The organism is Streptomyces sp. NPDC051913 (genome assembly GCF_044593635.1).
Taxonomy (GTDB): domain Bacteria; phylum Actinomycetota; class Actinomycetes; order Streptomycetales; family Streptomycetaceae; genus Streptomyces.
The window spans coordinates 97,985-110,222 of the sequence record NZ_JBIUCI010000002.1; the positions used below are offsets into that span (position 1 = coordinate 97,985).

Sequence of the window (12,238 nt, forward strand, 5' to 3'; positions counted from 1 at the left end):
CGTCTGCGACCTCCCGGTCCCGCTCTGCGCGCAACTCCCCACGGAAAGCCCATTTCTTTCCGATAAGGCGTCAATTGCGACGGGGTGAGCGATCACCCTTTCGTGTGCTTTTCACCAAAGACCTCAAGGGAGTTGGGGACGGCGCCGACAAAGGATCCGTGAGTACCCTTGCGCACACCATGATGACCGCCGCCCGCTCCGCAGACTCCGGTCTCGCCGGCCCGGGCGAACTCGACCGCTACCCCTACGCGGATGCGCCCGCCGCAGACCGCCTCGGGACCTCCGCCTGGGACACCGCGGAACCCGAGCTGGGCCGCGTGGGCCGACGCACGGCGGGCAGCCGTGGACGCGGACTGCACGGCCAACTCGTCCAGCAACTCGGCCAGATGATCGTCTCCGGCGACCTGGGCGCCGACCGGCCCCTGGTGCCCGAGGAGATCGGCCAGCGATTCGAGGTCTCCCGCACCGTCGTCCGCGAGTCCCTCCGCGTCCTGGAGGCCAAGGGCCTGGTCAGCGCCCGGCCGAACGTCGGCACGCGCGTGCGCCCCGTCAGCGACTGGAACCTCCTCGACCCGGACATCATCGAATGGCGCGCCTTCGGGCCGCAGCGCGACGACCAGCGTCGTGAGCTGAGCGAGCTGCGCTGGACGATCGAGCCGCTCGCCGCGCGCCTCGCCGCCGGTCATGGGCGCGAGGAGGTGCAGCAGCGGCTCACCGACATGGTGGAGATCATGGGGCACGCCATGGCGCAGGGTGACGCGCTGACGTTCTCCCGCGCGGATGCCGAGTTCCACTCCCTGCTGATCCAGCTCGCGGGCAACCGGATGCTGGAGCACCTTTCGGGGATCGTGTCGGCCGCGCTCCAGGTGTCCGGCGGCCCGGTCACCGGATGTGACCGGCCGAACGAGGCCTCGCTGGCGCAGCACGGGAGGATCGCCGACGCCCTCGCCGCCGGCGACGGCACGGCGGCCGAGGCGGCGATGCGCCAGCTGCTGACCGTCCACCCGGAGGTGGAGCGCGTGGTGCCGGCGCCGCGCGAGCACTGACCACGCACCGCGGGCGGCGCGGCCGGAGGGTGCCTCCCCCTCCTGGGTACCGTTCGGCCGACGGGCCGCCCACCGTCGGACCCCGCAGGATCCTTCGGAATCCTGCGGGGTCCGACGGTGCGGGCAGGGTGGTTCGCGAGGTGGTTCGCAAGGTGTTTTCTTTCCCCTGGCGCCCATAGGTGACCTCTTCTGTCCGTGTCTGACCTTTTTTGAGCGCTTACGGGGTGTGACTCGGGCCACGCAGATTGGGCGTAACGCTTGTGGAAACAACGCGATGACCTAAGAGGTGACAGCCGCGGAGGGAATACGGACGCCATGTATGGCGCTGTGCATCTTCCCGGCCCCCCGCCCGCACCGTCGGCCCATCTCCACGGCCGGTGGTCGGTTCCTGTCCATCCCGGACGGGGCCGGAAGCCGTTTTCCAACGTTCCGAGAGGTTGTTCGTGTCGGCCAGCACATCCCGTACGCTCCCGCCGGAGATCGCCGAGTCCGTCTCTGTCATGGCTCTGATTGAGCGGGGAAAGGCTGAGGGGCAGATCGCCGGCGACGACGTGCGTCGGGCCTTCGAAGCTGACCAGATTCCGGCCACTCAGTGGAAGAACGTACTGCGCAGCCTCAACCAGATCCTCGAGGAAGAGGGTGTGACGCTGATGGTCAGTGCCGCGGAGCCCAAGCGCACCCGAAAGAGCGTCGCAGCGAAGAGTCCGGTCAAGCGCACCGCCACCAAGACGGTCGCTGCGAAGACGGTGACCACCAAGAAGGCCACCGCCACCGCCACCCCCGCGGCGCCCGCTGCCGAAGCCTCCGCCGAGGACGAGGCGCCCGCGAAGAAGGCCGCCGCCAAGAAGGCGACGACCGCCAAGAAGGCGGTCGCGAAGAAGACCGTCGCCAAGAAGACGGCGGCGAAGAAGACCGCCGGCGGCAAGGACGACGCCGAGGTCGTCGAGGACGAGGTCCTCGAGGACATCAAGCCCGGCGAAGAGGAAGAGGAGGGCGGCGAGAGCAAGGGCTTCGTCCTCTCCGACGACGACGAGGACGACGCGCCTGCCCAGCAGGTGGCCGTGGCCGGTGCCACCGCCGACCCCGTCAAGGACTACCTGAAGCAGATCGGCAAGGTCCCGCTGCTCAACGCCGAGCAGGAGGTCGAGCTCGCCAAGCGCATCGAGGCCGGCCTGTTCGCCGAGGACAAGCTGGCCAACGCCGACAAGCTCGCCCCCAAGCTCAAGCGCGAGCTGGAGATCATCGCCGAGGACGGCCGCCGCGCCAAGAACCACCTCCTGGAGGCCAACCTCCGTCTGGTGGTCTCCCTGGCCAAGCGCTACACCGGTCGCGGCATGCTCTTCCTGGACCTCATCCAGGAGGGCAACCTCGGTCTGATCCGCGCGGTCGAGAAGTTCGACTACACCAAGGGCTACAAGTTCTCCACGTACGCCACCTGGTGGATCCGTCAGGCGATCACCCGCGCCATGGCCGACCAGGCCCGCACCATCCGCATCCCGGTGCACATGGTCGAGGTCATCAACAAGCTCGCGCGCGTGCAGCGTCAGATGCTCCAGGACCTGGGCCGCGAGCCCACCCCGGAGGAGCTGGCCAAGGAACTCGACATGACCCCCGAGAAGGTCATCGAGGTCCAGAAGTACGGCCGCGAGCCCATCTCCCTGCACACCCCGCTGGGCGAGGACGGCGACAGCGAGTTCGGTGACCTCATCGAGGACTCCGAGGCCGTCGTCCCGGCCGACGCGGTCAGCTTCACGCTCCTGCAGGAGCAGCTGCACTCCGTCCTCGACACCCTGTCCGAGCGCGAGGCGGGCGTCGTCTCGATGCGCTTCGGTCTCACCGACGGTCAGCCGAAGACCCTCGACGAGATCGGCAAGGTGTACGGCGTGACGCGTGAGCGCATCCGCCAGATCGAGTCCAAGACCATGTCGAAGCTGCGCCACCCGTCGCGTTCGCAGGTGCTGCGCGACTACCTCGACTAGGACGCGGTCGTACGACGTCGAAGGCCCGGTTTTCCGCGAGGAAGCCGGGCCTTCGTGCTGGGCCCTCGTGCTGGGCCTTGTGTTGGGCGGGCGCGGGTCGGGGGCGGCCGTGGCGTCGTGGGCGCGGGTGCGCGCGGCGGCGTGGTGAATCACTCTGGGTTTTCCAAGTCCACCCCAGAGTGAGGAACGCGCATGCGTCGTCCCCTTTCCCGGGCGCTGAACCGGTCGCTGGTCCTGGCGGCCGTGGCGGGTGCCATACCGCTGGCGTCAGCGGCCCCTGTGGCCGCCGACAGCATCGTCGTGGGCGGTTTTCCCGTCGACATCTCTGACGGCCCGTGGACCGTGGCGCTGTCCAGTCGTGACCGGTTCGGGGGTACGCGCGCGGGGCAGTTCTGCGGCGGCGTGGCCGTCGGCCGGACCACTGTGCTCACCGCGGCCCACTGTGTGGGTGAGGAGGTCCTGGGGGCCCCGCCGAACCGGGTGCGCGACCTCAAGGCCATCACGGGGCGTACGGATCTGCTCTCGGATCAGGGACAGGAGATCCGCGTACGTGCCACGTGGGTGAACCCGGGCTACGACCCCGCCACCAACGCCGGGGATTTCGCGGTGCTCAGTCTCGCAGAGCCGCTGCCGCGCGACTCCGTCATCACGATGGCGGCCGACGGCGACGCGGCGTACGAGCCGGGCACGGACGCGACGGTGTACGGGTGGGGCGATATCTCGGGCAGCGGCGACTATGCGCACAGCCTGCGGGCCGCGCGCGTCCACGTCCTCTCCGACGGCCTCTGCGAGCAGGCCTACCCGGGGAACGCGGACGGCACCTATCGCGCCGACTCGATGCTGTGCGCCGGGGAGGAGCAGGGCGGTCGCGACGCCTGTCAGGGCGACAGCGGGGGGCCGCTGGTCGCGCAGGGCAGACTCGTCGGTCTCGTGTCCTGGGGGAGCGGCTGTGGGCTGCAGGGCAGTCCTGGCGTGTACACGCGCGTGTCCGACGTCGTACGGACGCTCGGTTGGGGCGTCAGCAGGGACGGGGAAGCGAGCACGGGGCCCTGACAGGGCCGTGAACGCTTACCCGACGGGCCCAGCGGGTCCCACGCGGCTCCCTTGGGCGCCTTGGGCCCGATGGCAAGTTCGGAGCCCTGAGAGCGCCTGTCTTGCGGAGCTTCTGCGGGCGGACGGGTCGGGCCTTGTGAGGTTTTGAGAGCGATGGCCGCTCGGATCCTGTGGAGACTCCGGCGGCGATCGTCGGTATGAGCACGGACGGCCGCCCCTGCTTTCAGGGGCGGCCGTCCGCCTGTCGGCCTGTGCCGATACCGGCTCGTAGTGGATGCGAGGTGTCAGCGCTCGTCTTCGGAAGCCGTTGCAGGAACGGTCGTCAGCCGCTCCGTCTCGTCCTGTATCTCAGCGGCGATCTTCTTGAGTTCCGGCTCGAACTTGCGACCGTGGTGGGCGCAGAAGAGCAGTTCACCGCCGCTGAGCAGGACGACGCGCAGGTATGCCTGGGCGCCGCAGCGGTCGCAGCGATCGGCGGCCGTCAACGGGCTCGCGGGGGTCAGAACAGTAGTCACGTCGCCTCTTCTCTAGCTCGACGAGCTGTCGTACCAGGGTCAACATCCAACCAGCCCGAAAACGTTCCCGCTCGGGGCTTCTCCTCGAAAAAATCTTTCGAGGCCGGCCGTCTGCTGCCGGTTGGCGGCGAATGTGCCGTATTGCGTGTCTATGTGTCTTACGGGTTCGCGCTGTCTGTCGATGTCTGTCCTCCCGGCTGGGTTGCCGGTTGTTCATGAGGACGTGCCCGGAGCCTAAATGGTTCATGCCCCGAAGGGAACGTGATATGTACTTCACTCCAACGAGGGATCGAACATGCATACGACTCTGGACTAGTGTGAGTTCAGACGAGGGTGGCGTTACAACGGCTCTACCAGGCCTCGGTACCCTCTTGGCGGCGGCCGAAGCCGCGCCCTTACCCACAAGGGCCACACCTGAAATTCAGCGAGGAGCGAACCGCGTGACCGCCGAGACGTCCGTGCCGTCCACAGCGCTGCTGGCAGGAGCAGACCGGGACGGTTCCAACTACACCGCGCGGCACCTGCTCGTCCTTGAGGGGCTCGAGGCCGTGCGCAAGCGCCCGGGCATGTACATCGGCTCGACCGACAGTCGTGGCCTGATGCACTGCCTGTGGGAGATCATCGACAACTCCGTGGACGAGGCCCTCGGGGGCTACTGCGACCACATCGAGGTCATCCTCCACGACGACGGGTCGGTGGAGGTCAGGGACAACGGCCGTGGCATCCCGGTCGACGTCGAACCCAAGACCGGCCTGTCCGGCGTCGAGGTCGTCATGACCAAGCTGCACGCCGGCGGCAAGTTCGGAGGCGGCTCCTATGCGGCCTCCGGCGGTCTGCACGGCGTGGGCGCCTCCGTGGTGAACGCCCTGTCCGCGCGACTGGACGTCGAGGTCGACCGCAGTGGGCACACCCACGCGGTCAGCTTCCGGCGCGGTGTCCCCGGCGCTTTCGCCGGCGCCGGGCCGGACGCGAAGTTCGACGCCACGAGTGGCCTGCGCAAGGCCAAGAAGATCCCCAAGACCCGCACCGGCACACGCGTGCGGTACTGGGCCGACCGGCAGATCTTCCTCAAGGACGCCAAGCTCTCCCTGGACCACCTCCACCAGCGCGCCCGTCAGACCGCGTTCCTCGTCCCGGGCCTCACCATCGTCGTACGCGACGAGTTCGGCCTCGGCGAGGGTGGCAGCAAGGGTGAGGAGTCCTTCCGCTTCGACGGCGGTATCAGCGAGTTCTGCGAGTACCTGGCGACCGACAAGCCGGTCTGCGACATCCTCCGCTTCTCCGGCCAGGGCACGTTCAGGGAGACCGTCCCCGTCCTTGACGAGCACGGCCAGATGACGCCGACCCAGGTCACCCGGGAACTCGACGTCGATGTCGCGCTGCGCTGGGGCACGGGATACGACACGACCCTGAAGTCGTTCGTGAACATCATCGCCACGCCCAAGGGCGGCACCCATGTCGCGGGCTTCGAGACCGCGGTGACCAGCACCATGCTCGAGGTGCTGCGCGCCAAGAAGCTGCTGCGTGTCGCCGAGGACGACATCGCCAAGGACGACGCCCTGGAAGGCCTCACGGCGGTCGTGACGGTCCGCCTGGCCGAGCCGCAGTTCGAGGGCCAGACCAAGGAAGTCCTCGGTACGTCGGCGGCCCGGCGCATCGTGAACACCGTGATCTCCAAGGAGCTCAAGGCGTTCCTGACCTCCACCAAGCGCGACGCCGCGGCGCAGGCCCGGGTCGTCATGGAGAAGGTCGTCGCCGCCGCCCGGACGCGTATCGCGGCCCGTCAGCACAAGGACGCGCAGCGCCGGAAGACGGCCCTGGAGTCCTCGTCGCTGCCTGCCAAGCTGGCGGACTGCCGCAGTGACGACGTCGACCGCAGCGAGTTGTTCATCGTCGAGGGAGACTCCGCGCTCGGTACGGCGAAGCTGGCCCGGAACTCCGAGTTCCAGGCGCTGCTGCCGATCCGCGGCAAGATCCTCAACGTCCAGAAGTCGTCCGTGACCGACATGCTGAAGAATGCCGAGTGCGGCGCGATCATCCAGGTCATAGGAGCGGGGTCGGGCCGGACCTTCGACATCGACGCGGCCCGCTACGGCAAGATCATCATGATGACCGATGCCGATGTGGACGGCTCCCACATCCGGACGCTGCTGCTGACGCTGTTCCAGCGCTACATGCGGCCGATGATCGAGGCGGGGCGGGTCTTCGCGGCGGTGCCGCCGTTGCACCGCATCGAGCTGGTCCAGCCCAAGAAGGGGCAGGACAAGTACGTCTACACGTACTCGGACCGTGAGCTGCGCGACAAGCTCATGGAGTTCCAGAGCAAGGGCGTCCGGTACAAGGACTCCATCCAGCGCTACAAGGGTCTCGGCGAGATGGACGCCGACCAGCTGGCGGAGACGACCATGGACCCGCGCCACCGCACCCTCCGCCGGGTGAACCTCTCCGACCTGGAGGCCGCCGAGCAGGTCTTCGACCTGCTGATGGGCAACGACGTGGCGCCGCGCAAGGAGTTCATCTCCAGCTCGGCCGCGACGTTGGATCGGTCGCGTATCGACGCGTAGCGCTGCGCTTGGATGGGGTGGGTTCTTGGCCCGGGTGGGTTCTGGGCTCGGGTTGGTCCTGGGCATGGCTTGGATCTGGGCTGGGCTCAGGTCCGAGCCGGTCTCGGACCTGAGGCGGGTAATGGCCCCTCTCACCTTGGGCTCAATTCCGGGCCCACGTCCCGGGCCCCGCACCAGTCCAGCGCTTCGGCGCGCCCAGAGGACTGCGCCACCGCGAGGCCTGCTCGAACCAGCCGTGCCTCAAGGCTCTCCACCCGTGGGTGGAGCCCGACCGCGGTGGTGCCTCCACCCACGATCCACCCCTGCTCCGATCCCCTGACCAGCGAACTTCCGTAGCGTCGAAGGCGTCGGCAGCGCTCGCTGTCGGCAGCGTCCCTCTTCGCTCACGGAGGCTCTGATGGCCGGGCTGGTCGACGGATTCCTGATCGCGGCCGTTGTCGTCGTGGTGGTCGCACGCCAGTTCCGCGCGCAGCGGATCGACACGGAACGGCGCTGGTGGCTGCTGCCGGTCGTGCTCGGTTTCGTCGCGCTGAGGGAACCCGGCCTCATAGACACCCACCACCACACCGCGTCGGTCGCCCTGCTCACGGCCGAGCTGCTCATCGGTCTCGCCATCGGAGCGGCCTGGGCCTGGACCTCACGCATCTGGACGGAGGCCGACGGCGCCGTGTGGAGCAGGAGCACCAAGGCGAGCGGGCTGGTCTGGCTCATCGGCATAGCCCTGCGCGCCGGCCTCTACGCCTTCGGCGCCGCGCTCGGCATCCACCAGGACTCGTCCGCTCTGCTCCTCGCCCTGGCTGCCACACTGCTCGTCCGCTCGGGAATCCTTGCCTGGCGCGCTCAGTCCTCGTCCTCCCGCACGGCTCCCGTCCGAGGCGCGGCGTACGGTGACGACATGCCCCGGCGTGCCTGGAAGGAGCGTGTGTGAAGGAGAACGCCTGGACACGCTGGCCGTCCCGGGAGGCGCTCGGGCGTGCGGGGATCTCACGGCCCCGACGCGTGCTCGCCTGGGCGGTGAGGCTGCTGCTCGTCTCCCTGCTGTTGTGGGGTGCCCTGACAAGCAGCTCCGCCCACGGCTGGAGAATCGCCGCAGGTGCCGGGGGATTCGCCCTGGCCGCCTTGCTGGCCTGGGCCTTCTACCGCGCCACCCTTCAGCACCGGCTCTGGCTCTCGCTGGTGTCGTGGGGTCTCCTCCAGGGCGTCGCGATCGTGGCCCACGCATCCGGGCTGCCGGTGCCGGCCCTCGTCATCTGGTGCGCGTCCGCTGTCGCCGCTCTGGAACGGCTGCCCCTGACCGCCGCCGTGCCGGTATCGGCAGTGGCGCTCGGTGCCTACGGGGCCCTCAACGACGACGATGTGCTGACGACCGTGGTCACCTGTCTGGGGCTGGCCCTCGCCGGGTACACGCTGCGCCTCGACGCCGAGGCCCGGGGCGGTGCCCAGCGGCTGCTCGCCCAGGAGCGGGTCGCGCGGGCGGCCGAGGCGGAGTCGGCGGCGCTCGCCGAGCGGGCTCGTATCGCCCGGGAGATCCATGACGTGCTGGCCCACAGCCTATCGGCGCAGCTCGTGCACCTGGAGGCCGCCCGGCTGCTGATCGAGAGGGGAGCGGACCGCGACCAGATCCTCGAACGGGTCGTGGCGGCGCGGGGGATGGCGCGGGACGGCCTCACCGAGACGCGACAGGCACTCTCGGCCCTGCGCGGTGAGCTGACCCCGTTGGAGGACTTCCTGGCCCAGCTCGTGAGCACCACCGGGGGGGCCGAGGTCACCATTACGGGTGAGCGCAGAGCGCTGCCGGCCGAGGCTTCGCAGGCCGTGCGAAGGGTCGCGCAGGAGGCTCTGACCAACGTCCGCAAGCACGCGCCGGGCGCCAAGGTGCGGCTCCGGCTGGACTACGGGCTGCATCAAGTGATTCTGGATGTACGGGACTCGGGAGGCTCGCCGGGCGAACTCACGGCCGAGGGAGGCGGGTACGGTCTGCTGGGCATGCGGGAGCGTGCCGAGCTGCTCGGCGGATCGCTGGACGCAGGGCCGGAGGAGGAGGGATTCGCGGTGACGCTGAAGGTGCCCGTATGACGGAGGAGGCCGGCGGCAAGGTCGCTCGGGTGGTGGTCGCGGACGATCAGACCGTCGTCCGGGAGGGCATCGTGATGCTGCTCGGGCTGTTGCCGGGGGTCGAGGTCGTCGGAGCCGCCGGAGACGGGGACGAGGCGGTGCGGCTCGTCGCCGAACTCGCACCGGACGTGGTGTTGATGGACCTGCGCATGCCTCGCTGCGACGGAGTGGAGGCGACCCGGCGGATCCGCGCCGAGCATCCGGGGACGCAGGTGGTGGTGCTCACGACGTTCGGGGACGACGAGTCGCTGTTCCCGGCCCTGAAGGCGGGAGCGCGTGGCTATCTCACCAAGGACGCGGGCGGCGACGAGATCGTGCGGGCGGTGCACAGTGTGCTGTCCGGGGACGCTGGCTTGTCACCGAGCGTCCAACGGCGACTCCTGGAGCGGCTGTCGGAACCGGAACCCCGGACGACCGAGCCGGCGGAGCCGCCGGACGGGCTCACCGGACGGGAGACGGAGGTGCTGCTGCTGATCGCCGAGGGCCTCAGCAACCAGGAGATCGCCCGCAGGCTGCATGTCTCCACGGCGACCGTGAAGACTCACATCAACAACATGTTCTCCAAGACCGGGCTCAAGGACCGGGCGCAGGCGGTGCGTTACGCCTATGCGAAGGGACTTGTGCGGCCTCCCGCGGGTTGAATCACCTGATGGGGTGAAGCGTGAGGAGAAGAAGAGTCGGGGATCTTCCCGTTCTGTCCATCCTTGGGCATGCAGTCAAGCAACGGTCGTCCCCGCGGCGGCGGGGGTGATCCCGAAAGTGCGACCGAGAGCCACAACGGGTTCGACCCGGCTTTCTCCGAGGCGCCCGCAGCCGTGAGGTACGACGACCCCTGGTACGACGCACTCGCGTCCGGCTGGGGGGAGTTGAACGACGCCGGCGCGGCGGTGCCGCTGTCCGTCGCCGAGACCGGGCGAACGCGGCGTGAGGACGCGGCCGCGGAGGTGTACCTCCAGGTACAGCGCAGCGCGGCGTTCCAGGAGGTGCGCAGTCGGTACCGACGGTTTGTGGTGCCGGCGTTCATCGGGTTCTTCGGCTGGTACGTGGGGTACGTCGTGACCGCGACGACCGCGCCGGGGCTGATGGCCCGGCCGGTGGCGGGCGCGGTGAACGTGGCGATGGTCGCGGGGCTGGGCCAGTTCCTCACCACCTTCCTGCTGACCTGGGCGTATGCCCGGCATGCGCGACTGCGTAGGGATCGGGCGGCGTTGGAGCTGCGCTGGGACACCCAGGAGCTGACGCGCGGGATCCGGGGTGGTGCGTCGTGACGGGCGATCATCAGACGCTGGCGTTGCTGCTGTTCAGCGCATTCGTCGCGGTCACTCTGGCGATCACGACGTGGGTGAGCCGCAACCGTCATGGCTCCGCGGAGGAGTTCTACGCGGGCGGGCGGTTGTTCTCGCCGATGGAGAATGGTTTTGCCATCGCGGGCGACTACATGTCGGCGGCGTCGTTCCTCGGGATCTCCGGGCTCATCGCGCTCTTCGGGTACGACGGGATGCTGTACTCGGTGGGTTTCCTGGTGGCTTGGCTGGTGGTGCTGTTCCTCGTCGCCGAACTGGTGCGCAACTGCGGGCGGTTCACGCTGGCCGACGTGGTGGCCGCGCGGATGAGTGAGCGGCCGGTGCGGATCGCGGCGGGAACCTCCTCGGTCACCGTGTCCGTTCTGTATCTGGTGGCGCAGATGGTGGGTGCCGGGAGCCTGGTGGCGCTACTGCTCGGGGGCACCGGTGAGGCGGCGCAGACCTGGACCGTCATCGGGGTCGGCGCGCTGATGGTGATCTATGTGTCGTTGGGAGGGATGCGGGCCACCACATGGATTCAGATCGTGAAGGCGGTCATGCTTCTCGGCGGGACCATCACCCTGACCGTGCTCGTCCTGGTGCGCTTTCACGGCGACTTCGACCAACTGCTGCTCAGCGCGGCCGAACGCAGTGGACACGGTCAGAAGTTCCTGGCGCCCGGGTTGAAGTACGGCGGGGACTGGACCGCGCGCTTCGACTTCATCAGCCTGGGGCTGGCACTCGTGCTGGGCACCGCGGGACTGCCGCACATCCTGTCGCGCTTCTACACCGTGCCGACGGCGCGGGCGGCGCGCCGTTCCGTGGTCTGGTCGATCGGGCTCATCGGCGGCTTCTATCTGATGACGATCGTCCTCGGTTTCGGGGCGGCCGCGATCGTGGGACCGCAAGCGGTGCGGGGATCCAACGCGGCCGGGAACACGGCGGTTCCGCTGCTGGCCCTGGACCTGGGCGGCGGCGCCGACTCGACCGGCGGAACGGTTCTGTTCGCGATCGTCGCCGCCGTAGCCTTCGCCACCATCCTGGCCGTGGTCGCCGGCATCACCCTGGCCTCCTCGGCGTCCGTGGCCCACGACCTGTACGCGTCCCTGCGGCGCCGGAACAGCAAGCCCCGCAGCGAGGTCGCCGTGGCACGTGTCGCCGCCGTGGGCATCGGCGTGGTCGCGATCGCCCTGGGCCTGCTGGCCCGGGATCTCAACGTGGCCTTCCTGGTGGGTCTCGCCTTCGCGGTCGCCGCGTCCGCCAATCTGCCGGTGCTGCTCTACTCGCTGTTCTGGCGCGGCTTCACGACCCGTGGCGCGGTGTGGGCGGTGTACGGCGGGCTGATCCCGGCGATGGCGCTCGTGCTGCTGTCTCCCGTGGTGTCGGGCAGTCCCGAATCGCTCTTCCCGGGCGTCGACTTCCAGTACTTCCCGCTCCAGAACCCGGGGCTCGTCTCGATCCCGTTGGGCTTCGTCGCCGGCTGGCTCGGCACGGTCACCTCGGCGGAGGTGGCCGACGAGGCCAAGCACGCGGAGACCGAGGTGCGGTCGCTGACGGGGGCGGGGGCCGCGTAGGAAGCGGCGCCCTCACCGGCGTACGGCGCTTGCCATGCCGGATGCTGCCTTCGCCGGCAGTGCCTTCTTCGTCGTACGGAGCCTTCATTGTCGTACGGCTGGCAGAGCC

The 12,238-nt window shown here is 69.1% G+C and carries 10 protein-coding genes; 9 read left to right on the forward strand and 1 reads right to left on the reverse strand.

Features of this window, described 5'->3' with window-relative positions; all coding sequences use genetic code 11:
• Positions 1 to 158 precede the first annotated feature (158 nt).
• The 3 genes from ACIHIX_RS05825 (at position 159) to ACIHIX_RS05835 (ending at position 4,078) form a co-directional block, all read left to right on the forward strand.
• A complete protein-coding gene (locus tag ACIHIX_RS05825) occupies positions 159 to 1,046 on the forward strand; it encodes a FadR/GntR family transcriptional regulator (protein WP_399950279.1) in 888 nt (295 codons plus the stop codon).
• Between the two features lie 443 nt (positions 1,047 to 1,489).
• Positions 1,490 to 3,025 (forward strand): RNA polymerase sigma factor, encoded by a 1,536-nt coding sequence (locus ACIHIX_RS05830; RefSeq protein ID WP_399950282.1) that lies wholly within the window; start codon positions 1,490 to 1,492, stop codon positions 3,023 to 3,025.
• A 192-nt stretch (positions 3,026 to 3,217) separates the two neighbouring features.
• Entirely contained in the window at positions 3,218 to 4,078 is an 861-nt protein-coding gene (locus tag ACIHIX_RS05835) for a S1 family peptidase (protein WP_399950285.1), read from the forward strand.
• Positions 4,079 to 4,362: 284 nt separating this feature from the next.
• Here the strand turns inward: ACIHIX_RS05835 and ACIHIX_RS05840 are convergent, their stop codons facing one another.
• Positions 4,363 to 4,593, reverse strand: coding sequence for a hypothetical protein (locus ACIHIX_RS05840; protein ID WP_399950288.1), 231 nt, complete (start codon positions 4,591 to 4,593; stop codon positions 4,363 to 4,365).
• 440 nt (positions 4,594 to 5,033) lie between these two features.
• Between ACIHIX_RS05840 and ACIHIX_RS05845 the strand changes: the two genes are divergently transcribed.
• The 6 genes from ACIHIX_RS05845 to ACIHIX_RS05870 all read left to right on the forward strand — a co-directional run bounded on the left by ACIHIX_RS05845 (position 5,034) and on the right by ACIHIX_RS05870 (position 12,129).
• Positions 5,034 to 7,157, forward strand: coding sequence for a type IIA DNA topoisomerase subunit B (locus ACIHIX_RS05845; RefSeq protein WP_399950290.1), 2,124 nt, complete (start codon positions 5,034 to 5,036; stop codon positions 7,155 to 7,157).
• A 397-nt stretch (positions 7,158 to 7,554) separates the two neighbouring features.
• Positions 7,555 to 8,085 (forward strand): DUF1453 domain-containing protein, encoded by a 531-nt coding sequence (locus ACIHIX_RS05850; protein ID WP_399950293.1) that lies wholly within the window; start codon positions 7,555 to 7,557, stop codon positions 8,083 to 8,085.
• Positions 8,082 to 9,233: a sensor histidine kinase gene (locus tag ACIHIX_RS05855; RefSeq protein WP_399950296.1), complete on the forward strand. Its 1,152-nt coding sequence runs from the start codon at positions 8,082 to 8,084 to the stop codon at positions 9,231 to 9,233. The genes ACIHIX_RS05850 and ACIHIX_RS05855 overlap by 4 nt, the downstream gene beginning before the upstream one ends.
• Positions 9,230 to 9,913, forward strand: coding sequence for a response regulator (locus ACIHIX_RS05860; protein WP_399950299.1), 684 nt, complete (start codon positions 9,230 to 9,232; stop codon positions 9,911 to 9,913). The genes ACIHIX_RS05855 and ACIHIX_RS05860 overlap by 4 nt, the downstream gene beginning before the upstream one ends.
• 69 nt (positions 9,914 to 9,982) lie before the next feature.
• On the forward strand, positions 9,983 to 10,540 hold the full coding sequence (locus ACIHIX_RS05865) for a DUF485 domain-containing protein (RefSeq protein ID WP_399950302.1): 558 nt from the start codon (positions 9,983 to 9,985) through the stop codon (positions 10,538 to 10,540).
• Complete coding sequence (locus ACIHIX_RS05870; protein WP_399950304.1) at positions 10,537 to 12,129, forward strand: cation acetate symporter; 1,593 nt, start codon at positions 10,537 to 10,539, stop codon at positions 12,127 to 12,129. The genes ACIHIX_RS05865 and ACIHIX_RS05870 overlap by 4 nt, the downstream gene beginning before the upstream one ends.
• Positions 12,130 to 12,238 lie beyond the last annotated feature (109 nt).

Coding starts and splice junctions, on each gene's coding strand:
- ACIHIX_RS05835 (WP_399950285.1), top strand. CDS start 3,218: ATGCGTCGTCCCCTTTCCCGGGCGCTGAACCGGTCGCTGGTCCTGGCG.
- ACIHIX_RS05850 (WP_399950293.1), top strand. CDS start 7,555: ATGGCCGGGCTGGTCGACGGATTCCTGATCGCGGCCGTTGTCGTCGTG.
- ACIHIX_RS05860 (WP_399950299.1), top strand. CDS start 9,230: ATGACGGAGGAGGCCGGCGGCAAGGTCGCTCGGGTGGTGGTCGCGGAC.
- ACIHIX_RS05865 (WP_399950302.1), top strand. CDS start 9,983: ATGCAGTCAAGCAACGGTCGTCCCCGCGGCGGCGGGGGTGATCCCGAA.